The 22,004-nt window shown below is 58.6% G+C and carries 23 protein-coding genes; 13 read left to right on the top strand and 10 right to left on the bottom strand.

Translation table 11 applies throughout. The features are described from left to right. Both BQ9846_RS09705 and BQ9846_RS09700 read right to left on the bottom strand, forming a co-directional pair. Positions 1–882 carry an ABC transporter substrate-binding protein gene (locus tag BQ9846_RS09705; protein ID WP_144049439.1) on the bottom strand — a complete coding sequence of 294 codons (882 nt, stop codon included), beginning with the start codon at positions 880–882 and terminating at the stop codon, positions 1–3. A gap of 200 nt (positions 883–1,082) precedes the next feature. Beyond that, positions 1,083–2,042 carry a GlxA family transcriptional regulator gene (locus BQ9846_RS09700; RefSeq protein WP_075880769.1) on the bottom strand — a complete coding sequence of 320 codons (960 nt, stop codon included), beginning with the start codon at positions 2,040–2,042 and terminating at the stop codon, positions 1,083–1,085. Between the two features lie 220 nt (positions 2,043–2,262). On the opposite strand from BQ9846_RS09700, the gene BQ9846_RS09695 reads away from it, so the two are divergent. From BQ9846_RS09695 to BQ9846_RS09685, 3 genes are all read left to right on the top strand, one after another. Next, entirely contained in the window at positions 2,263–2,529 is a 267-nt protein-coding gene (locus tag BQ9846_RS09695) for a hypothetical protein (protein ID WP_075880768.1), read from the top strand. A gap of 144 nt (positions 2,530–2,673) precedes the next feature. Continuing rightward, positions 2,674–3,603, top strand: coding sequence for an aldo/keto reductase (locus BQ9846_RS09690; protein ID WP_075880767.1), 930 nt, complete (start codon positions 2,674–2,676; stop codon positions 3,601–3,603). A 15-nt stretch (positions 3,604–3,618) separates the two neighbouring features. Further along, positions 3,619–4,311: a DUF6064 family protein gene (locus BQ9846_RS09685; protein WP_075881725.1), complete on the top strand. Its 693-nt coding sequence runs from the start codon at positions 3,619–3,621 to the stop codon at positions 4,309–4,311. Positions 4,312–4,345: 34 nt separating this feature from the next. Here the strand turns inward: BQ9846_RS09685 and BQ9846_RS09680 are convergent, their stop codons facing one another. The 3 genes from BQ9846_RS09680 to BQ9846_RS09670 are packed head-to-tail and all read right to left on the bottom strand — an operon-like array spanning position 4,346 to position 6,639. Then, complete coding sequence (locus BQ9846_RS09680; protein ID WP_075880766.1) at positions 4,346–5,041, bottom strand: aspartate/glutamate racemase family protein; 696 nt, start codon at positions 5,039–5,041, stop codon at positions 4,346–4,348. Positions 5,042–5,098: 57 nt separating this feature from the next. Beyond that, complete coding sequence (locus BQ9846_RS09675) at positions 5,099–6,217, bottom strand: GGDEF domain-containing protein (RefSeq protein WP_235818949.1); 1,119 nt, start codon at positions 6,215–6,217, stop codon at positions 5,099–5,101. Then, on the bottom strand, positions 6,214–6,639 hold the full coding sequence (locus BQ9846_RS09670; protein WP_144049407.1) for a hypothetical protein: 426 nt from the start codon (positions 6,637–6,639) through the stop codon (positions 6,214–6,216). Before BQ9846_RS09670 ends, BQ9846_RS09675 begins: the two co-directional genes overlap by 4 nt. A 449-nt stretch (positions 6,640–7,088) precedes the next feature. Here BQ9846_RS09670 and BQ9846_RS09665 point away from each other — a divergent pair, with 449 nt between their 5' ends. The 5 genes from BQ9846_RS09665 (at position 7,089) to BQ9846_RS09645 (ending at position 12,003) form a co-directional block, all read left to right on the top strand. Then, positions 7,089–8,420 carry an FAD-dependent oxidoreductase gene (locus tag BQ9846_RS09665; protein WP_075880765.1) on the top strand — a complete coding sequence of 444 codons (1,332 nt, stop codon included), beginning with the start codon at positions 7,089–7,091 and terminating at the stop codon, positions 8,418–8,420. Between the two features lie 18 nt (positions 8,421–8,438). Then, positions 8,439–8,774, top strand: coding sequence for a hypothetical protein (locus BQ9846_RS09660; protein ID WP_075880092.1), 336 nt, complete (start codon positions 8,439–8,441; stop codon positions 8,772–8,774). Beyond that, positions 8,774–9,370, top strand: coding sequence for an ankyrin repeat domain-containing protein (locus BQ9846_RS09655; protein WP_075880764.1), 597 nt, complete (start codon positions 8,774–8,776; stop codon positions 9,368–9,370). Before BQ9846_RS09660 ends, BQ9846_RS09655 begins: the two co-directional genes overlap by 1 nt. 93 nt (positions 9,371–9,463) lie before the next feature. Next, positions 9,464–9,805 carry a carboxymuconolactone decarboxylase family protein gene (locus BQ9846_RS09650; protein ID WP_075880763.1) on the top strand — a complete coding sequence of 114 codons (342 nt, stop codon included), beginning with the start codon at positions 9,464–9,466 and terminating at the stop codon, positions 9,803–9,805. A gap of 416 nt (positions 9,806–10,221) precedes the next feature. Next, complete coding sequence (locus BQ9846_RS09645) at positions 10,222–12,003, top strand: ABC transporter transmembrane domain-containing protein (protein ID WP_075880762.1); 1,782 nt, start codon at positions 10,222–10,224, stop codon at positions 12,001–12,003. On the opposite strand, the gene BQ9846_RS09640 is transcribed toward BQ9846_RS09645, so the two are convergent. Both BQ9846_RS09640 and BQ9846_RS09635 read right to left on the bottom strand, forming a co-directional pair. Then, positions 12,000–12,926 (bottom strand): YihY/virulence factor BrkB family protein, encoded by a 927-nt coding sequence (locus tag BQ9846_RS09640; protein WP_075880761.1) that lies wholly within the window; start codon positions 12,924–12,926, stop codon positions 12,000–12,002. The genes BQ9846_RS09645 and BQ9846_RS09640 overlap by 4 nt on opposite strands. An 87-nt stretch (positions 12,927–13,013) precedes the next feature. Next, complete coding sequence (locus tag BQ9846_RS09635) at positions 13,014–13,979, bottom strand: zinc-binding metallopeptidase family protein (protein WP_075880760.1); 966 nt, start codon at positions 13,977–13,979, stop codon at positions 13,014–13,016. Positions 13,980–14,201: 222 nt separating this feature from the next. Here BQ9846_RS09635 and BQ9846_RS09630 point away from each other — a divergent pair, with 222 nt between their 5' ends. Next, positions 14,202–14,690, top strand: coding sequence for a pyridoxamine 5'-phosphate oxidase family protein (locus tag BQ9846_RS09630; protein WP_075880759.1), 489 nt, complete (start codon positions 14,202–14,204; stop codon positions 14,688–14,690). A 98-nt stretch (positions 14,691–14,788) separates the two neighbouring features. Here the strand turns inward: BQ9846_RS09630 and BQ9846_RS09625 are convergent, their stop codons facing one another. After that, positions 14,789–14,998, bottom strand: coding sequence for a zinc ribbon domain-containing protein (locus BQ9846_RS09625; RefSeq protein ID WP_075880758.1), 210 nt, complete (start codon positions 14,996–14,998; stop codon positions 14,789–14,791). Between the two features lie 164 nt (positions 14,999–15,162). Here BQ9846_RS09625 and BQ9846_RS09620 point away from each other — a divergent pair, with 164 nt between their 5' ends. From BQ9846_RS09620 to BQ9846_RS09605, 4 genes are all read left to right on the top strand, one after another. Continuing rightward, positions 15,163–16,467, top strand: coding sequence for an ATP-grasp domain-containing protein (locus BQ9846_RS09620; RefSeq protein WP_075880757.1), 1,305 nt, complete (start codon positions 15,163–15,165; stop codon positions 16,465–16,467). Further along, entirely contained in the window at positions 16,464–18,491 is a 2,028-nt protein-coding gene (locus BQ9846_RS09615; protein ID WP_075880756.1) for a CocE/NonD family hydrolase, read from the top strand. Before BQ9846_RS09620 ends, BQ9846_RS09615 begins: the two co-directional genes overlap by 4 nt. Positions 18,492–18,597: 106 nt before the next feature. After that, positions 18,598–20,583 carry an ATP-dependent zinc metalloprotease FtsH gene (gene ftsH / locus BQ9846_RS09610; RefSeq protein WP_083651547.1) on the top strand — a complete coding sequence of 662 codons (1,986 nt, stop codon included), beginning with the start codon at positions 18,598–18,600 and terminating at the stop codon, positions 20,581–20,583. 128 nt (positions 20,584–20,711) lie between these two features. Continuing rightward, on the top strand, positions 20,712–20,930 hold the full coding sequence (locus BQ9846_RS09605; protein WP_075880755.1) for a hypothetical protein: 219 nt from the start codon (positions 20,712–20,714) through the stop codon (positions 20,928–20,930). Between the two features lie 85 nt (positions 20,931–21,015). On the opposite strand, the gene BQ9846_RS09600 is transcribed toward BQ9846_RS09605, so the two are convergent. Together BQ9846_RS09600 and trxC are read right to left on the bottom strand one after the other, a co-directional pair. Then, positions 21,016–21,402: a thiol-disulfide oxidoreductase DCC family protein gene (locus tag BQ9846_RS09600; protein ID WP_075880754.1), complete on the bottom strand. Its 387-nt coding sequence runs from the start codon at positions 21,400–21,402 to the stop codon at positions 21,016–21,018. A 128-nt stretch (positions 21,403–21,530) separates the two neighbouring features. Beyond that, positions 21,531–21,971, bottom strand: coding sequence for a thioredoxin TrxC (gene trxC, locus BQ9846_RS09595; RefSeq protein ID WP_075880753.1), 441 nt, complete (start codon positions 21,969–21,971; stop codon positions 21,531–21,533). Positions 21,972–22,004 lie beyond the last annotated feature (33 nt).

Below are 22,004 nucleotides of genomic sequence, written 5' to 3'. Positions count from 1 at the left end.
TTAGTAAGCGGCGCGCACTGCCTCAATCGCAGGCGTGCCGTCGCGGGCTTCGACGCTGTCGAGCCACTCGGCCACTGTGTCGAGATTGTTTTCGATCCACTCTGTCGCCACCTCATCGGCGGGGCGATCTTCATAGCTGTAGCCATGTACCCAGGCGTTCTGGTCTTCAATATCCACCACAAACTGCGATAGGAAGCGGTGCAAGTGAGGATCTTCTTGCGCGAGGCTTGCCGGAACAACCGTCCACACCGTACTTTCAATATCCGCAATGCCCGCTTCATCCGCGTCTTCCAGGTAGGCCAGGTCGAAACTCACGTTCATCCAGTGCGGTTCCCAACCGACGAACGTGACCCACTCTTCGTTGGCCATCTTCTGTTCGGCCTGCGCCAGCATCGCCGCCGTTGAGCTTTCGCGAAGATTCCAGTCCCCTAACCCTGCGATATCTCCCTCTATCGCCCCAAGAATAGCGGTGTTGATCCCGGTACCGGCTTCAATACCCTGGATCTCGCCATCGAAGCGTTCGCGATGCGCATCCAGGTCAGCCACCGAGGTAATGCCGGCGTCGTAGACATACTGCGGCACTACCAAACCAGACGTGGCGCCCTGAATGTTGGAGACCAGCTTTTCGACCTTCCCTTTGGCGATTAATGGCTCGACCATGTCGGTCTGTACCGGGTACCAGCCACCGAGATAAACATCAAGATCATTACGCGTCAGGCCTTCCAAAATCACACTCACCGCCAAGTCATTCTGGCGTGTGTCATAGCCCATGGCCTCCATCAGTTGGGCTGCCACTTCTGATTTGACGGTCACCCCAGGCCACGGCGGTACGCCAAAGCGTACGTCTTTCAGCGAGGCAACGGCTGGGCTGGCCCCAAGCATCAATACCGCCGATAACCCGGCCGTTTTGAATAGGGTCGATTGGGGAAAGAAAGATAAGAAATGACGTTTTGATAGCTTTTTCATGCAGAGCGTCCTTTTATGGCGAAAACACTCTGTTAGTGTGCCGGTATGGGCCAGCAAGTCATGACACAAAGCGACATTCAAGCATCAAAAAGCGACATAATGAATCACAACCCCGCTTACCCGCGGGCTTCTCGTGGTGAGTAGCCGAAATGGGCGCGAAAAGCACGGGCAAAGCTGGAGCTTGAGGTGAAGCCGCACGCGATACCCACCGCCAGCACGTCCATATCGGTTTCCATTAGCAAACGTTTGGCACGCATAAGCCGTAGTTGAAGATACCAGTGCCGGGGGCTTGACCCCAGTTCATGCTCGAAAAGGCGCTGCAGCTGACGCGAGGAAACACCGCTACGCTTAGCGACCTCAGCAAGGGAGAGCGGTGCCTCAAGATGGCGCTCCATTAAACGCACCACCTCAACCAAGCGATGGTTATGCGTGCCTAACCGTCGCGCCAGCGTCATGCGTTGCTGATCGCTACGACTCCGCAATCGTTCATGAATCAGTTGCTCGGAAACATCCACCGCCAGCTTGGCGCCATGCCGGCGCGCGATCACTTCTAACGCCATGTCCATGGCGGCGGCTCCGCCTGCACAAGAAAAGCGTCGTTCGCCAAGTTCAAACAACTCATCAGACGTTTCTAACGTCGGAAACCGCTCACGAAACGCCGGCAGACTCTCCCAGTGCAGTGTTACCCGCTCGCCTTTAAGCAATTCGGCGGCGGCGAGCAGAAAGCAGCCGGTATCCAAGCCTCCCAGCGCACAGTCCGCTTGATCCAGTCGGTGTAACCAAGCGATCAGGGAACGGTTTAAGTGCATCTCAGGCTCAAAGCCGCTGCATATTGCCAGTGACGACAACGCCAGCGTACTCCCCATCGGCTTGTCCGCCATCAGCGTCATACCGTTGCTGGCCGTGACCGGCTCACCATCTGGGCTAAAAAGGGTCCAGGTGAACAGCGCTTTCCCGCTAATACGATTCGCAATGCGCAGCGGCTCAACGGCCGAAAAAAACGCCATCATGGAAAAGCGTGGCAGCAATAAAAAGCCAATGTTTTCAGGCCAAGGCCCGCTGTACTGCAAACGCATCGGAGAGTCTCAAGGCGTGTTTCGTGTTTCCATCGGACCCAGTTCTTCAGCTATCTGAAGACACTGTGGCAAGAATCGTCAGTATGTGGAAAGGGATCTTATCACCTATATCGGCATTGCTGCCGGCGTTATCGAAAAGTGGCGGGTTGCGATCGATGTAAGCACTTCTTACCTTGTACTCACCAAGCAGCGCTGAGCAACAAAGAGAGGAGGCCCCCTCATGTCGCGTTGGCGAAACTATATCCGCAGCTTGCCTTGGCGGCTTGCGTTTGCCGTGCCGATGGCGATCGGCGGCTACTTGGCCGTGGTGGAAACAACGGCGAGCTCCCCCGAGGAAGGCGCCTGGTTTGGTGCGGTATTAGCGTTTATCTGTCTTTGGCCAGGCAAGCGCGGGCGTCGCTCGTCACCGCACCATGCGTTCGCTGATCACTCCTCCCAGGAGGGTGGTGGCGATGGTGGTGGTGGCGATGGCGACGGTGGTGATTGAGCGAATCAGCCATCACCCGGGACCCTACAAGGGCTGAATCCCGCTGAGCTGCGTCACTTCTCCTAAACGAAGGATGACCTTTCAGGTTTCGAATGCAGCCGAGTTAACTACACTCTGACTGTTATCTCGGCTCGGGAGGCCTTCATGACGCACCGCACTCTGACACGTCGCCGGTTACTACAGGGCATGGCCTCGCTTGCTGCGGCGGCGGCCATGCCGGCAATTCATGCCGAGGCGCAAGAAAAGTCGCCACTGAAGCGTCCGCTGCCCGGCACCGACTTCCCTCTGCCGCTGGTGGGGCTGGGTAGCTGGATCACCTTCAACGTGGGCAATGACCCTGTGCTTCTTGAGCAGTGCACGGCGGTCATGGCGGCTTTCTTTGCCATGAGCGGGCGCATGATCGACTCGTCGCCGATGTACGGCAGCTCCCAAGCCACCATTGGCCACGGCCTTGAGAAGCTCGGTGCCGCTCAGCAGGTCTACGCCACCGATAAAGTCTGGACATCCCGCCCGGATGAGGGGTCCGCGCAGATCGAGGCGTCACGCCAGGCATGGGGCATTCCCCGTTTTGATCTGTTGCAAGTCCACAACTTGGTGGCCTGGGAGGAGCACCTTGAGACGCTTTTCGCCATGAAAGAGGCCGGTGAGATACGCCATGTGGGCATTACCACCTCGCATGGGCGTCGCCACGACACCATGGAGCGCATCATGCGCGATTATCCGTTGGATTTTGTGCAGCTGACCTACAACATCGTCGATCGCGAGGCCGAATCGCGGCTGCTGCCGCTGGCGCGAGAGCGCGGTATCGGCGTGATCGCCAACCGTCCTTTTCAGCGAAAGCGCTTGATCCGGCGTCTGGAGGGCAAACCGCTGCCGTCTTGGGCGTCGGATATCGGTGCCGGTAACTGGGCGCAGTTCATCCTCAAATTCATCATCTCGCATCCCGACATTAGCTGCGCCATTCCCGCGACCACCCGCCCCGATCACGTGCGCGAGAACATGGCAGCGGCCGCAAACCCGCTGCCGGATGCCGCCAGGCGCCGGGCCATGGCCGACTATGTTCAGCGTCTTTGACGGAGTATATCGATGATGAGCGAGTGGACGAGCTATCGGCCCGGGGATTTGTTGATGTTTTCGTTGCGGGTCTACGAGCGTCTGTTCGTGATGCACAACCAAGCGCTGTGGCCGGCGCAGTTTTTCGCCCTGGCACTGGGGGTGGCCATCCTTTATGCGCTGCTGCGACCCACGGCTTGGCGTGTTCGTTTAGCGTTCGCGGCCCTGGCCTTGAGCTGGGTATTCGTTGCCTGGGCCTTTCTCTGGCAGCGCTATGCGCCTATCAATCTGGGCATTCCTTACGTGGTGCCGTTTTTTGTGCTTCACGGGCTGCTGCTGGCGCTGTGGGCAATTAAGGGTGCGTTTGAACTTCAAAACCGCTGGAGCGTGTCGCGCGTCATCGGGGTCGGGCTCTTTCTGTATGCCCTGGTGCTGCATCCCCTTCTGGCGCTCCCCTTCGGGCGTGGCCTTATGGGCGCTGAAGTGTTCGCGCTCACACCAGACCCGCTGGCCATCGCCACTCTGGGTACCATCGCCATGCTCACACCGTCGCGGTGGCGCTGGGCACTTGCCATTATCCCTGCGCTCTGGTGCCTGGCAAGCGGCCTGACGCTCTATCTATTGGAGGCTCCCGGCGCCTCGGTACCGCTGCTCGCGGTGGTGCTCTTTATGGTCGCCCTGGCATGGCCGGAACGAAAGCGCTCGGGAGAACAGCGAGAGGGGCAATAACCCGCACACTCACTGTCGTGCATGGAGTGTGCGGCTAAAACCGGCCTAGCGCATACTGAACGGCTTGCTCCGCATGGATTGCTGTCGTGTCGAACAGACGGACATCTGTATCGGTGCTTTGAATCAGAAGGCCGATTTCGGTGCACCCTAAAATGACCCCCTGAGCACCGCGCGCCGCCAGTGACGCGACCACCTCCAGATAGGCGGCTTTTGACGCTGCTTTTATCTCACCGCGACAGAGTTCGTTAAAAATCACGGTGTGGATACGCGCTCTTTGTCGATCATCGGGGATCACCACCTCGATACCCTGCTCCTCAAGGCGACTGCGGTAAAACGCTTGCTCCATCGTGAACGCTGTTCCCAACAGTCCCACCCGGGTAACGCCTCCCTTTTTGAGCACGTTAGCGGTGGCATCGGCAATATGCAGAAAGGGAGTGCTGATGGCTTGTTCAATCTGAGGCGCCACTTTGTGCATCGTGTTGGTACAGAGAACCACCACGTCGGCGCCGGCCGATTCGACCGCGCACGCTGCCGTGGCGAGTATTTCTCCTGCGGCCTGCCACGCTCCTCGCTGCTGCAGCGCCTCAATCTCGGCAAAGTCGACGCTGTAGAGAATCAGCTTTGCTGAATGCAGCCCGCCAAGCTCGTCTCTTACCTTTTGGTTCATCAGCCGGTAGTAGATCTGGGTAGATTCCCAACTCATTCCGCCAATCAGGCCTATCGTTTTCATCTAACCCCCATGCCGTTATGGCGATTTTTGCAGCTCCAGAAGCGCACCGGTCAAGGTCTATGCGGGGCATTGGGAAGACGTCCCTGTATGACTCACCTCCCAGCCATCGCGGCCGGCCTGTTTGATACGGTACAGTGCCGCGTCTGCGGCGGCGTAAGCGTGCTCAAATCCCGTATCGGCTGGACAGAACCATACCCCTCCGCCGCTGAGCGTGACCATCGTGCTTATCGGTGAGTCTGGATGCGTAATCGCTTCGCGGGTAACGGCATCGACCAGGGCGGCGCACCGCTGCTGCAACGTTTCGCGCGTGTTGCAGTTCATCAATACGGCAAACTCGTCGCCTCCCATCCGATAAAGCGTGGCCTCTTCCCCCATGGCCTGCTCAATTAAGTGCGTTAACCGTCGAAGCAGGCGATCGCCTTCGGGATGGCCCAAGCAGTCGTTATAGGGCTTAAAGTAATCGATATCGATCAACAGCAGGCCCATCCGCTCGTCGGGCTGTTCGGCGATATCTTGGTAAAGGGCATCGCGATTGCCCACCCCCGTGAGCGGATCCCGAAGCGCCTTGGTCATCCAGCGCAGACTCTCGCGTGAGGCCTTCTCGGTGGCGCGACGCTGTTTTTCGTGGAACCACCAAAAGATTAGTCCCAGCAGATAAACGATCAGAGTGCCAATCAATAAAAGCGTCTGGTGTTGGCGCGCCTCGTCCACGAAGGCGTTGACCGTCGCGCTACGCTGCACCCGTTGCGCGATCTCGATATCCGTCAAGCACTCAAGGACCGGAAGCAGCGCCTCAATGATCCGCGCGATTTCGGGAGTAGAGGCCTTCATGAGCTGGCGCTGCAGGGCGTCAATATCGGATAGGGAGCGCTCGGTGCACGCATAGCGCTCACGATAGACGTCGATATCCAGAAAGCCGTAGGCGATATCCAGCGACATTGACGCCGACTCCAGCGAGGGCGTCTCCGTGAGCAACGCCTCCAGCGTATCGTGCAAGAACATACGCGAACGCGTCGCCAGTTGATGCCCGGTCACGTTGTCTTGCTGGCTGAAGTAGCGGTCGATCTCGGGTGTCACCAGGCGCATATCGTAGATAACCAGCAGCACTAGCGTCGAGAAGCTAGCAAGGCTGAGCCACAGCCAGCCGCTTCGCATCTGGCAAAGACGACGAATCACGGCGCCCCCTCGATGCGCTCGATCATCCAGATCCAGTCGTTAAACAGACGCAGGTTATCGACATCGCGATCGCCATAGTCGCGCTCCACCAACCGCAGCGGGCCTTTATCGCGCAGCCCGAGGGCGTTGCCATCAAGGTGAGTGACCAAGATCCAGTTCGCCCCAGGAAGCTCGTCAAATGCGACCTGAAATCCGTCCATGGCGGTGAGCGTCAACGTTTCGACCTCCTGGCCGAAGGTATTTCGCGCCCAGTCGCCTAGTTCCAAGCCACGAAGATCCACCTCGCGGCCGAGGTAGGGGTCATAAAAACGAAAACTGACGTCGGCTTGCGCGCGCAGCGTATCCATCGCCACTGTCGTACGCTTCCCGCCCTGCTCAATCTCAATGCTCTCAGGCCAGCTTTGGCCTTGCGCCTGACTCATGGCCAGCAACACCCCGAGGCATGCCCCTACGAGGCTCGCTGATATCCTCTGCCCTCTTGTCGCCATGTCCCTTGCCGCCTCCTTTACGTTTTTTAACGATAGTAACGTAATAACGGCAAAAGTGGACCCCATGTTCACACTAATGCGTGATTGACCTCGCTACGCAAACGGCCGAAACCTTCGCTTAATCAGCATCCACACAGGCGGCATACGCAAGCTCGGGGTTCTTACCTCGGGTCGAACTCGGGCCAGTATTCACGTTTAACAATCAAGCGCCTGGGTATTGAGTTCGGGCGCTTATCGTTTACGAGAAGATCTACGGGCGGGTGCAAGTTTTCCGCCCTCAGACTGCGACAAAATGTGTATGGCGTCATCGCGCAATAAGAATAAAATTATAACCATATAACAATATATAATTTAAGAATTATGCTGCCATGAGAGGTCCCGCCATGTCATATCGCACTTTCAAACTGAGTCGCCGCCAGTTGCTTAAAATGAGCGCGGGCGTAGGTGCCAGCACCCTACTGACGCCCCCGCTATACGCCAACACCGTCGATACTCAAGCACATATCGTCATCATTGGTGGTGGCGCATCAGGCATGGCGATGGCCAACCGCCTCGCGCGGCGTCTACGTGGCGGCACCATCACCCTCATTGAGCCGAGTGAAACCCACCATTATCAGCCGGGCTGGACAATGGTGGCCTCTGGCGTTTGGCCTGCCGCTAAAACCATGCGCTCCAACGCAGAATTTGTTCCGCAAGGCATCAACTGGGTACGCGAACGCGCCGCCGGCATTGATGCGCAGAATCGCCGCGTCGAACTCGCCAACGGCGAAAGGCTGAACTATGACTACCTGGTTGTCGCGACGGGGCTTCAGTTGAACTACCACTTAATTGAGGGAATGTCGCCTGAGTTAGTCGGCCAGCACGGCATTGGCAGCGTCTATGCCAGCATTGATGCGGCGGCAAAAACGCGTCAAACCATAAAGTCCTGGATCGATAGCGGCGGCGGGCAGGGGCTATTCACCATGTCGCCAACGGCGGTGAAGTGCGCCGGGGCACCGCTAAAAATGACCTTCACCACGCTTTCTCATTTGGAAAATAGTGGCCGCCGAAGTGCTTTCGACGTCGACTTTATGGCGCCAGGTTCGGTGCTATTCACCCAGCCCTGGATCAACGATTTTGTTAAACAACGCTTTGATCAGCAGGGCGTCAACCGCCGCCACTTTCACCGCTTGGTGGCCATTGACCCTCGGGCCAGACAGGCTGAATTCCTGCTGGAAGATAGCGATAGCGGCGAGCGGGTAACGCGAGATTACGACTTCATCCATGTCGTCCCTCCTATGAGTGCGCATGACTTCGTCAAAGAGAGTGACTTGATTGCGCTAGATGGCCCGCATGCCGGTGAGTGGCTGAATGTCGATATTCACACGCTACAGCATAATCACTATCCCGAAGTCTTCGGTATCGGTGATGTGATTGGCGCGCCGATCAACAAGACGGCGGCAAGCGTCAAGGCGCAAGCACCGGTGGTGGAAGAGAACCTGATCGCTGTCATGCAAGGCAAGGAACCGCCCGCCCGGCACCGTGGCTACACCTCCTGCCCCATGATTACCGGCATTGGTAAAGCGATGTTAGTGGAGTTTGGCTATGAGGATAACTTCGCTTTCATGCCCTCTTTTCCGTTTATCGATCCAAAAGACGAATCCTGGGCCGTTTGGGTAATGAAAGACCGCATGCTTCAGCCCGCGTATTACGCCGTACTTGAAGGGCAAGCTTAACCGAGGAGAAACAGCCTGATGTCCATCTACAGCACGCTCACTATCTTAATGTATGCCCTAGCCCCGTTCGCCTGGTGGTTAACCATCGGCACCATCGTACTGATTACGCTACATTTCGTGGCATATTTACGGGGCTATCAAATCACCCGGTACCGCTGCTATCCAGCGGTGGCTATCGCCGCACTGGTGGGGTTGTCTGCACTGCTGTGGATACCCCCCATGACGCACTCCCAGTTAAGCTATATTGCCACTTGGGTTGACTGGTCCGTGCTGGTGAGCGCCATCATAGGTACTGCCGTTATTGCCTATCTTGTGGTGCATCCTTTGAGCTTTTTCGTCCGTGAGAGGACGTAATGTCGCTCGCTGTTGTCTCGCGTTACCCACTGGCCAGTGGGGTAGTATCCATGCTGATCGTCTTGACTGCATTTTTCAGCGCCTACCAGTGGCTCAGCTACGATATTGATGAACGCGACCCATTGGGCAGAACAGCACTATTTCGCGCTGTCGAAGAGCGAAATGCGGCAAGTGTTAATACGCTTATCCAGCAAGGTGCCAAACTTGACCTTGACGACAGCTGTGGCTGGTCACCTCTCATCAAAGCAGCGTCACTCGGCGAAGTAGCGATTTTACGCCGCCTTCATGAGGCGGGCGCAAACCTGGAGCACCAGGATGAAAGCGGTTATTCGGCGCTGATGATCGCCGTGGTCAGCAAAGAGCCAGACTCTCTCGACTACTTGTTGTCTCAAGGCGCAGACGTTAACCATCAAGATGCTCTTGGTTGGACAGCGCTGATTTGGGCTGCCAAGCAGAATGATATTGTCAGTGCCCAAAAGCTCTTGGTACATGGCGCAGATCCCTACCTAAGCGATAGCGAAGGAAGAACTGCCGTTCAGTGGGCCGCCCTGGAGGGGCATCAGCAACTCCTCGCTTTGCTCCAGGCGTACACCTGACGCCTACCACCCCGAACATACCGATTAACTCTTAGCATATAATAATTTACAATTAGCCCCGCACTCACTCTCAAGTAACTGAGGACCTTTTTCATGCATAAAGATTGGCAAAAAACCACGCAAGACCTCTCTGCGCTCATGCAGGAGATCGGCAAGAACATTCCCGATGTCACTAAAGGGTTTTCTCAGATGGCAAAGGGGGCCAACCAGGAAGGCGCGCTATCCCATAAGCACAAGGAGCTGATGGCACTGGCTATCGGCATCAGCATCCGCTGCGATGGCTGTATCGCCTTTCATGCCAAGGCGGTTGCTGAACTTGGCGCCACCCGTGAAGAGGTGATGGAAATGCTAGGCGTGTGTGTCTATATGGGAGGCGGCCCCTCTTTTACCTACGCTGCCCAAGCACTTGAAGCATTTGATAGCTTCCAAAAATAAGAGCTAATACTCAAAAGCTGTTCCTATCGCATCGTCGGGGGAGTGCCTACCCTCCCCCTCCATCCGCGACTATCGCACTATCTCCAAGGTTTACCCTCGCATGTCGGGTAGTTTTTACAGTCGGCCGTGCAGCCACGGCAGGGTAAACGCGTTGATTGTGAAGGGGGTGTGGGCTTGGTGGGCATGGTCATCTCGCATCATAATTAGAAAACTTGAGTATCAAGAAGATGACGCCGCCATTGGAGCGTTGCGCGTAACGCCATCCTTGAGACGCTGGACTATCTATTGTTGCACCCTATGTTACACCATCCGACTCTGCACTAACTGACGCTGGTTTTATACCTTTTACGCTTTTACCGCGTCGAACGTGCTATTACCCATTAAGGCGATGCACCAGCCAGGAGAGCGGATACGCCATGAGCCCACGCCCTAACCACCGCGTCCTATTCAGGTTATCGACACTGCTAAAGCCTTATCGTCTACGCCTCGCCCTGGCGGGGCTGGCCTTGCTGCTGGCATCCGGTAGCGTGCTGGCGCTAGGTAACGGGCTGCGTCTGGTCATCGATAATGGCTTTCTCGCCGAAGATGCTCAAGCACTGGCCAACCTACTTGCTTTCATGCTGGGCGTGGTGACAGTGCTGGCCATGGCCTCGGCGCTGCGCTACTACCAAGTGACCTGGATTGGCGAACGCCTGGCCGCTGACCTACGCCAGCGGGTATTCGACCACTTGCTCACGCTGGAGCCGAGCTTTTTCGAAAGCGCCAGCGAAGGCCGGGCGGCAGGCGAAATCGCGTCACGCCTGACCGCCGATACCAGCGTGCTGCAAAGCCTGTTCGGCTCGTCGATCTCCCTAGCACTGCGCAACTTGGTGATGCTGGTGGGTGCCGTGGCGCTGATGTTAATCACCCAGCCGTGGCTCTCGGCCATGGTATTGATCGGCATCCCGACCACGCTTCTCCCCATTGTGTGGTACGGGCGCCGGGTGCGGCGGCTTTCACGCACGAGCCAAGACCGCGTAGCCGAGCTGGGTCGCTACGCCGAAGAGGCGCTTCGCGGCATCCAGACACTCCAGGCCTTTTCCCACGAGGCGGTGGATAAACACCATTATCGCCAGCGCGTCGAACAGGCATTCGCCAGCGCCGTGACGCGTACGCGCCAGCGTGCCTGGCTCACCGGCGTGGCACTTTTAGTGGTGTTCAGTGCAGTAGGGGTAATGCTCTGGCAAGGCGGACAAGCGGTCCTGGCGGGCACTTTAAGCCCCGGCGAGCTCACGGCGTTTATCTTTTACGCTTTGCTGGCGGCGGGGGCGGTCGCCACCCTGGCGGAAGTCGCGGGCGATGTGCAGCGCGCCGCCGGTGCCGCAGAGCGGCTGCTTGAGCTAGTGGATACCCAGCCGACCATTCAATCTCCCGCTAAACCGCTAGCACTGCCACAGCCCACCCGAGGCACGATCACGCTGGAAAAGGTACGCTTTACCTACCCGGGCCGTACCACGCCAGCGCTCGACGGTTTTGACCTCAACATTCGCGCCGGAGAGCGGGTCGCCGTTGTCGGGCCTTCTGGGGCGGGCAAAAGCACTTTATTAGGGCTGCTACTGCGCTTCTACGACCCGGACCAGGGGCGCATCACTTTGGATGGCGTGGATATCCGTGCGCTGAATCTCGCTGCCCTGCGCAATGCCATGGGGCTGGTGGCGCAGGAGCCCGTGTTATTTAGCGGCTCGGTAGCCGATAACCTGCGCTATGGCGACCCCGAGGCGAGCATCGACACACTGCGCACCGCCGCCCGGGACGCCAGCGCGCTCGACTTTATCCACGCCCTGCCTCAAGGCTTTGACACTCCCCTTGGGCCGGGTGGCGTACAACTTTCGGGGGGCCAGCGCCAGCGCCTGGCCATTGCCCGTGCCCTGTTGAAAGACCCCGCCGTGCTGCTGCTGGATGAAGCCACCAGCGCCCTGGATGCCGAAAGCGAGCGTCTGGTGCAAAAGGCGATAGACCGGTTGATGGTCGGACGAACCAGCATCGTGATTGCTCATCGCCTGGCCACCGTGATCAGCGCCGACCGTCTGCTAGTGCTAAAAGAGGGGCAACTCGTGGCCTCGGGCACCCACACTGAGCTCATCCAGTGCAGCTCGCTTTATCGTCACCTAGCGGCCTTACAGTTTGACGCTGAAGCGCCCAACGACACAGGGGCTTAATCAACGCGGGTAACCGCCTGGTGGTTGGGATCGGCATGCCAAGGCAGGCCCAAGCGCGTATTGCGCTCTAGTTCGGCAATGACCTGGGCGCCCAGTAGCAAAATAATCGCGCCCACTTCCAGGCTCAGCAGCACCACCACTAGCGTCGCCAAAGAGCCGTAGACAGCATTGACGAAGGAGAGATTAGCGAAATAGTAGACCAGCAAAAGCCGCACGCCCTCCCACAAAAGCGCCGCCACGAAACCACCCACCACCGCACGGCGCAAGGCGATGCGCACCACCGGCAGTACCTTGTAAATGGCGCTGAAGAGAAGGAAAACCCCGCCAAAACTGGCCAGATTAAGCACCGGCTCGGAAAACCCCGCCAGCGGCAGTTCACGTTCGAAAATCGCCAGCACCAGGGTATTGAGCGAACTGGCCAGGGTGACCACCAGCGTCAACACCATCAGCCCCGCCCCTAACACCAGCATGAAGGCGTAAGGCAGCATCACCGATACCCAGGCGCTGCGCTTGATATGCGGGGTTTCCGGCGCATGGAAGATAATCGCCAAGGCGTCTTCGAGCATGCGAAAGGCGAAGGAGCTAAAGAGCAGCAGCACGGGAAAACTCAAGATACCGATCACATCGCGGGTGTCCAAAAGGCCACGAACAGACTCCAGCAGCACTTCGGCATGAGCCGGGGCCAAATGGCGCACCTGTACCGACAGCACACTAAGAAGATGCTGCTCATCCACCACTTGGGTTAATAGCACCACCAGCAGCGCGAAGAGCGGCACGATGGAGAGCAGAATGTTGTACCCCACCCCGCCGGCGAGCAGAATGCCGCGGTTTTTTAGGAACTGGCACAGTACGCGCCAAGCAAAACGAGCCAGTCGCGGCATCAGCAAGAACAAGGCGCTACGTAACGCGGTTTTGTCCATCATGGCAGGCCACTCTCCTTGTTCGCTTATTGCGCCACCCTAACCGGACGTCTCAAAAGCCGCCAAGAGTTTGTACGCTGACGTCTCAGCCTAACGCCCCTGCGCCCCGCGACGCAGCCAGTCATGCACAAAAGCGAGCTTCTTTAGTGCGGCATCGGACAGCGCGAAGGGGTAAAGGTCTGAGAGCCCCATGGAGCGATTGACATGGTTGACCCCGGCCACCAGCGAGGCAGCGATGTGAATCAGGCGCTCGGCATCGGGCTCGGCGTAAGCATCCCAGCCGGGATGCGGCAACTCGGGCGTGGAGAGGCCGGCGGCCACACAGCTATCGGTAATGTCGGTCAGGTGCAGCAGGTGTGCCGTGGTTTCCGCCCAATCCTCATGGGGGTGAGCAGAAGCGTAGGTGGTTAAAAAGCGCTGTCGCCAGTCTTGCGGCGGGCCATCGTGGTAGTGGCGCTGCAAGGCGGTGGGGTAGTCCGCGCGCTCATCGCCGAACATCCCCCTGAACGCCTCCAGAAAATCGTCGCGCAGACTCAGGCGCCACCATAGCATGTGCGCGATTTCATGACGCATATGCCCGATCATGGTGCGATAAGGCTCTTCCAGCGCCTCGCGACGAATGGTGCGAAGCACTGGGTCGGCCTCGGCCACGCTGATGGTCACCACGCCGCCCACATGGCCCATGGGCACCGGGGTCGCTCCCTCGGCGAGCATGTGGAACACCGGAGGCGCACCGGGGTCCTCCGGCCGAAACCAGTGCCAGCGCCCTAGGTTATCGATCACCCAGCGCTTGGCGGCTTCGGTTTTGGACCAGTTGGGAATCGCGTTCTGGATGGCGGGATCCGGGGCCAGCGCGGTCATGGCGCAGGAGCGGCAGAAGGCGCCTTGCTCGGGCGCGATCCAGTTGCAACCGATCACCTCGCGGTTGACGCAGAAAGGCGGCATCGGCAGAAAGGCCCGTGCCTGTGGGTCGTAAGCAACCGGGAAACCATCGGCGGTCACGAGGTTATCAAACCAGAGTGAACCGGAACCGACCGGATTGGTAAAAACGCGCATAAGCCAGACACTCCCAGCAGATATGTCACCTCAGTTTGGGGGCGCCAGCCGTGGAAAGTCCAGGAGCTTTCACGGCTGGCGCCAGAACAAGGCTCTCTGTGTGGCTAAGCCATCATGCGTTTGCCGATGTTGGCCATGGTAACTAGGCTGATACGGGCAGATGCACATTAGGACATTCGCACCGTCATTTTCACCATGGCGTATTTCAAGGAGTTTAAAACCATGTCCAGCCCTGAGCATAAGCAGAAAATCTGGCAAATGATCAAGGACATCAAAGTCGGCATGCTGGTGACGCTCGACGGCGATATGCCACGTGCTCGGCCGATGCACCTGGTTCAGGATGAGTACGACGGCACGCTCTGGTTCTTCACTCGCCGCAGCGCCGAAAAAGTCTCAGAAACCCACCAGGACCACGACGTTTGCATCAGCTTCTCCGATCAAGAAGAGGGGGTTTACGTGTCGCTCTCGGGCACGGCCAACGTCACCGATGACCAGGAGTTGATCGAGAAATACTGGAACCCTTTCATCGCCGCCTGGTTCCCCGAAGGCAAGGACGACCCCGACGTGGCGATGCTGGAAGTCAAGGTACAGATGGGCGAGCACTGGAAAGCGAAGAAGAGCAAGGCCTTCCAGATTTATGAGTTCGCCAAAGCCAACATCAAGAAGGATGCCACCCCCGATTTGGGTGAAAATGAAAAGTTTGGTGGCTGAGTCGATGGCTAAGAAGGCGCCGCGCCCTGAGAGGGCGCGGCTTTTTTGTCGATACGCTTAGGTAATACCGCTAGCGAACGGCATACCGGTTGTCATGATTAGAGCACATCGTCATCGCTGCCAGTACGCACGCTCTCCAGTTCACCGCTAACCGGTGAAATATCGACGGCGACTTGAATCGGCGCGCAGCACTGATGGCAGTCCTCCCAGGTGACGTGACTGCCCTGCGAGGTGTCGATCAGAAAGGTCAAAGGGCTGTCGCAATAGGGGCAGTGAAAGTCGTAGGGAACCAACGCATCATCGTCCATGTGGTCTCCTTGAAACGGCGGTGAAACGAGTCAGTTCAAGCTTCCACCTTACACTCTAGCAGGCTATCAGCGCTGCGGTGTATCGCCATCTCGCGACACGACTTGATGCATTTACGCTCATCAACCACCTTTTGTTTAGAAGCGAGTCCAAAGGAGGCACTCCCATGAGCTGGAATGTATTCGTGATCGGTTATGACGATCTGGGTAAGCGGCTATTTCCCGACTTCAAGTACGTGGATGATTACACGTTTTACCCTCTGCTCCCCCTCGACGAGGTGGTCTATGCCCGCGACTACCACTTTGACCAGCTGGTGGAGGATGCGGTGAAGGAGATCAACGACGCCAAGGTCGCGCCAGACGCCATTGTCGGCTACTGGGACTTTCCCACCACCGCCCTGGCGCCGGTACTACGTCAGCGCTTCAACCTGCCGGGGCCAAGCCTTGAAGCCGTGCTCAAGTGCGAGCACAAATACTGGAGCCGGGTCGAGCAAGCCAAGGTCGTGCCCGAGTGCGTGCCGGATTTTCAGGCCGTGGACCCTTTTGCCGACGACCCGGTGGCGCAGATCCACATTGACTACCCCTTCTGGCTCAAGCCCATCAAGGCCCACTCCTCGCACCTGGGGTTTATGATCGAGAACGCCGATCAGCTACGCAAGGTCATCCCCACCATTCGCGAAAAGATCGGCAGCTTCGCAAGGCCCTTTGAAGAGGTCATGGCCTACGCTGATCCACCCGAGGAGATCGCCAAGGTGACCGGGTATCACTGCATCGCCGAGCAGGTTATCTCCCAAGGCGAGCAGTGCACCATCGAGGGCTACGTGCACAATGGCGAGGTACACATGGCGGGGCTGATTGACACCGTGCGCGACGAGAAACACCGCTCGGTGCTGATGCAATACCACTACCCTTCACGGCTGCCGCAGAAAGTGCAGGAGCGCATATTAGCGCTTTCCACCCAGGTGATGCGCCAGTTCGGCTTCGACGACTCGCCGTTCAACATCGAGTACTACTACCACGCCGATAACGACACGCTGCGCCTGCTCGAGGTCAATTCACGGCTGTCGCGCTCGCATGCGGCCATCTTCCAGCTGGTCGACGGCGCGCCCCACTTCCAAGTGATGGTGGATGTGGCACTGGGTATCGAAACGCGCATGCCTAAAGGCGAAGGGCGCTATAACATCGCCGCCAAAAAGATGATCCGGGTATTTGAGAAAGATGGCATCGTCAAGCGGGTGCCCAACGAGGAAGAGATTCGCAAGGTGGAAGAGACATTCCCCGGCACGAAAGTGAACCTAGAAGTAAAAGAAGGCGACCGCCTCTCCGATTTGCTTTTCCAGGACTCCTTCTCCTATGAGCTTGCCGTGGTTTTTATCGGCGGCGAGGACAAAGCGCAGCTCGACGACAATATCGACCGCTGCCTTGAGATGCTGCCCTTTGACATCGACCCGATAGACGAGGAGACATCATGAACGTAGTGAGCGAGTTTCCCCATGCCGTGGAGTGCATTGATCCGGTATGGATACCCATGCGCGACGGCACCCGTCTCAATGCCCGTATCTGGCTGCCGGAGGGCGCCGATGAAGCGCCGGTACCGGCCATTCTTGAGTACATCCCTTATCGCCTGCGCGATGGCTCGGCCCTGCGCGATGCCATTCACCATCACTACTTCGCCGGCCACGGCTACGCCTCGGTGCGAGTGGATATCCGCGGCAGCGGCGACTCCGAAGGGGTGCTCCACGACGAGTACATCGAGCAGGAGCTGCAAGATGGCGAGGACATCCTGGCCTGGCTTGCCGACCAGCCCTGGTGCGACGGCAGTGCGGGCATGATCGGCATCTCCTGGGGTGGCTTCAACGGCCTGCAAATGGCCTATCGTCAGCCCCCCGAGCTCAAGGCGGTGGTCACCATCTGCTCGACAGATGACCGCTACACCGACGATGTCCACTACATGGGCGGCTGCATGCTGGGTGACAACCTCTCCTGGGCGTCGACCATGTTCGCCTACAACTCTCTGCCGCCAGACCCCACCATCGTGGGCGACCGCTGGCGGGCCATGTGGCAGGAGCGCCTTGAGGGCCTACGCCCCTGGCTTGCCACCTGGCTTGAGCACCCGCACCGCGATGCCTACTGGCAGCACGGCTCGGTATGCGAGGATATCTCCCGGGTGAAGGTACCGGTGCTCGCCGCCAGCGGCTGGGCCGATGGTTACTCCAACGCTGTCACGCGCTTGGTGGAGAAATTGCCCGGGCCGTGCAAGGGGCTGATTGGCCCTTGGAGCCATAAATATCCCCACATCGGCGAGCCGGGGCCGGCCATCGGCTTTTTGCAGGAGTGTTTGCGCTTTTGGGACCAGTGGCTCAAAGGTAAGGATACCGGGGTGAAGAATGACCCCGCCCTGCGGGTATGGATGCAAGACAGCGTGCCGCCCACCACCCGCTATGCCAGGCGGCCGGGCCGCTGGGTCACCGAACCCGCCTGGCCGTCGCCTAATATTCACACCTGGCGGCTTCCCTTAGCACCGGGGCAGCTGCTGAAAGAGGCCCCCGCCGACGACAGCGAGCCGCTGATCATGAACGTGCAGTCGCCGCTTAGCTGCGGCCTCTACGCCGGTAAGTGGTGCTCTTATGCCGCCGGCCCCGACCTTGCCCACGATCAACGCGAGGAGGACGGCGGGGCACTGACCTTCGATACCCTGCCTCTTGAGCAAGACATTGAGATGATGGGTGCGCCAGCGGTCAACCTCGAAATCGCCGCGGATAAGCCGGTGGCCATGATCGCCGTTCGGCTCTCCGACGTGGCACCGAATGGCAAGGCCACCCGGGTGACCTACGGTCTGCTCAATTTGACCCATCGCAACGGACATGAGAATCCCGAGCCTTTGGAGCCCGGGCAGTTCTACTCCGTGCGCGTACAGCTCAACGACGTGGCGCAAGTGTTCCCCCAAGGGCATAGGCTACGCCTGTCGCTCTCGACCTCTTACTGGCCCATGGCTTGGCCATCACCCGAGCACGTGCGCCTCTCGATCAAAGATCGCGGCAGTGCGCTCAACCTGCCCGTGCGCGAGCCAAGAGCCGAGGATACCGATGTGCGCCCCTTCGAAGAGCCGGAAGGCGCGCCCCCCATCGAGTCCACCCGCCTGGAGCCCGCGCACCACAACTGGTACGTGCACCGGGATCTTGCCGAGGATGTCTCGACGCTTGAGGTGATTAACGATGCGGGGCGTATACGGCTTGAGGATTCAGGGCTTGAAGTGCAAACCCGGGCCGAGGAGCGCTACAGCTCCTGGGATGACGACTTCGAATCCATCCGCGGCGAGACTCGTTGGGATAGGTCGCTCAAGCGGGGCGAATGGGAGATCAGTACGGTGACGTATACCGTGCTCACCTCGGATACCGAGAACTTCTATATCCACGCCACCTTGGATGCCTATGAGGGCTGCAAGCGTGTCTTCTGCAACACCTGGAACTACACCATTCCCCGGCGACTGGTGTAGCAACGTCAAATGAAAGGCCCCCTGAGCTTGGCTCAGGGGCAACCTTGCAATCAGCCACTGATGGGCCCACCTTGAAAAGCACCACACTTTTTAATGCGAGCTCGCGATGACCCGACCCAACCTTGCTTCACACCTTACCTCAAGTCACTCATCCGACGATGCCAACCGCTCTTCGGATAACGCCAACCGCTCGAAAGACCCCTTCTCCGTGCGCAAGCCACCCCAGACGCCCCAGCCAAATAAATGGGTGATGTTTCTCTGGATGACGCTCGCCATTTTATTGGTGTTCTACTACCTGCAGGACATCGAGCAGCAGGTTCAAGTCGACCTGGCCTACACCGATTTCATTGAGGCGGTGGAAAACGACCACATCAATGAGGTAACGCTGCGTGGACAATCGGTTGAGGGGCGCTTTACCGAGTCCGGCCGTGAGGCACTCGACGTGGGCGAAGCCGACACCTTCGAAACCACGCGCCCGGATATCGAGAGCGTCCGCTTGCTTGAGCACCTAGAGCGTCACGACGTACACATATCCGCCCGCCCGATAGAGCCGCCCTGGTGGCAAGAACTGCTCATCAGCGCCCTCCCCTGGATACTGATTCTGGGGCTTCTGTTCTGGTTCTGGGGACGCATGCAGCAGCGCATGATGGCCGGCGGTGGCGGCATGCTTAACATGGGCAAATCCAAAGCCCGCGAGGTGCAAAGCGAGGACAGCGATGTCCGCCTCGATGACGTGGCCGGCTCCGAGAACGCCAAGCGCGAGGTCACCGAGGTGATCGACTTTCTCAAAAAGCCCGATCGCTACCGTTCACTGGGCGCGCGGATTCCCCGAGGGGTGCTGATGATGGGGCCACCGGGTACGGGTAAAACCTTGCTAGGCAAGGCAGTCGCCGGCGAGGCCGGGGTACCCTTCTTCACCATCAGCGGCTCCGAATTTATCGAGATGTTCGTTGGCGTGGGGGCTTCTCGGGTGCGCGACTTGTTCAAAGAAGCCAAGAAGCAGGCGCCCTCGGTGGTGTTTATCGACGAGCTGGACTCCATCGGCCGTTCACGCGGCGCGGGCATGGGCGGCGGCCACGACGAACGCGAGCAGACCCTCAACCAGATTCTCGCCGAGCTTGACGGCTTCGAGAAAGATGAGTCGGTCGTCGTGCTCGCCGCCACCAACCGCCCCGATGTGCTGGATAAAGCCCTTCTACGCCCGGGTCGTTTTGATCGCAAGGTCACCCTGGAGAACCCCCACCGCGATGCCCGCAAGAAGATTCTTGAGGTGCATACCCGCAACATGCCACTCGACGACGACGTGGATCTCCAGCGCCTTGCCGAGATGACCGTGGGCTTCTCTGGCGCCGATCTCGCCAACCTAGCTAACGAGGCCGCCCTGCAGGCAGGCCGGCGCAAACAGGAGAAAATCGACTGGGAGTGCTTCTCGGATGCCCGCGACCGCGAGCTACTGGGCGAAGCCAAGGACGTAGGCCTATCCGACAAGGAGCGCCACATCGTCGCCTATCACGAAGCGGGCCACGCCCTGCTCGCCTACCTGCTGCCCAAGGCCGACCCTCTGGAAAAGGTAACGGTGCTGCCGCGTAGCCAAGCCCTGGGGGTAACCGCCCAGATGCCCAACGAAGAGCGCTACAACATGGGCGAAGCCTACCTTCGCGATCGGATTACCGTCATGTTCGGCGGCCGTCTCGCCGAATCGGTGGTGTTTGACGAAGTCTCAAGCGGTGCTGAAAACGATATTCAGCAGGCCACTCAGCTCGCGCGTCGCATGGTGGGCCGCTGGGGCATGAACCGGCGAATCGGCCCTGTCACGTTCGCCCAGAGCCAGGAGCATGTTTTCTTGGGCAAAGAGATCGCGCAGTCGCGCGATTTCGGCGATGCCACCGCGAGTCTTGTCGATGAAGAGATCCGCGAACTGCTCAATAGCCTTGAAGATCGCGGACGCAAACTGCTCAAAGAAAATCGCAAGGCGCTGGATGCGCTGGCCTCGGCCCTTGAAGAGCGCGAGACCTTGGAAACCGACGAAATTCGTGAGGTTCTCAAAGACTTAGTCACCGAAAGGGACCACCACCAAAAGGACGAGAGCTGAGTTTAGGCAGGCTTTTGCAACTTGAACTACGCTAAAAATAGGCAGGGAGGCCACGCCTCCCTGCCGCCATTAACAACCAGGCTGTGTGGATAGCAGCTCTTACAATATCAATGCCAGTGGAGGACGCCATGACCCAAACCGTTACCGCGACTTACAACGACAGCATGAAAGCCGTTAACGCCTATGACGAGCTTATCTCCAAGGACTTTCCCCGGGAGAAGCTGTTCCTCGATAGGGATACCAACGTGGTCAAGGTGATCGTTCCCGACCCTGGTCAGCGTGAGGCGGAAGAGATCCTCAATCGCCATGAACCCGATAACGTTGAGGCTAAGCCTTACCAAGATTAAGTCGAAGGCCTTAACCACGTGGGCGCAGCGCCGAGAGCGCCGCGCCCCTCACCTCTTACACCACCTTACTTTTCTCCGTTGCCCACTATTTACCCTCGTCTCCCGGTAGGCGCCCTTGGCGCTTGAGCCGCTTTTTTACCCAGCTATCGTAGAAAAACCGCAGCACTTGCTTAAGCCCCGGCAGCCCCATCAGCCACGCAAGCGGTTTCAACCGGGGCACACGGCGCATCAAGGCCATATAGGCGTCTATCCCTTCGCGTATTTCGCCCCGCTCATTTTCCACGTGCAGGGAAAGCAGCGCCGCTTCAGGGTCGATACCTTTGGCGCGCAAGGTATCTTGGTATTCATTGAGATCGCACCACGCCACCTGACGACCGACCTCCCCCGCCCATTGCTCATAGCGGGCGCGATCGCGCCGACAGCTAGGGCAGGCGCCATCGTAATAGACCTTTAAGCGGGACTCTTCCGGCATATCGTCACGACCCTTTTCGTTGCAAACGAATGTAAAACCGCCTAGATGAGACGAACATCCAGGCAGTGCTCCGTATTAGGGTAGCTTATTTCCCTGTTATCGCCGGCAACGAGCGTACGTCTCCAAGCCTACCCAACAAGATGCGGGGTTAGCCACTGACGCAACTGAGCCTGCTGCATTACACCCGCTTGGCGCGCCACTTCGCGACCATTCTGGAAGACGATCAGCGTAGGAATGCTGCGAACATTGAAGCGTCCGGCAAGGGCTTGCTCCGCTTCGGTATCGAGCTTGGCAAAACGCATGCGCGGTTCCAGTTCGCGGGCGACCTCAGCAAAAATCGGCGCCATCATTTTGCACGGGCCACACCAACTCGCCCATAGGTCCACGACAATTGGCATTTCGCTGCGCTCGACCAGCGCGGGGAAGTTGGCCGACGTCAAGGTAATTGGCTCACCGGTGAAAAGCGCAGTTTTACACTTCCCGCACGCCGGGTTATCCGTCAGCCGTGTGGGATTAACACGGTTGATGGCTAGGCAGTTTGGGCAACCGAGCGTGAGCGCTTCAGACATAACAACCTCCACATGCATACCGCCCCAAAACCC

Source organism: Vreelandella massiliensis, assembly GCF_900155385.1.
GTDB classification, from domain to species: Bacteria; Pseudomonadota; Gammaproteobacteria; order Pseudomonadales; family Halomonadaceae; genus Vreelandella; species Vreelandella massiliensis.
This window is presented reverse-complemented; position numbering and strand designations above follow the sequence as displayed.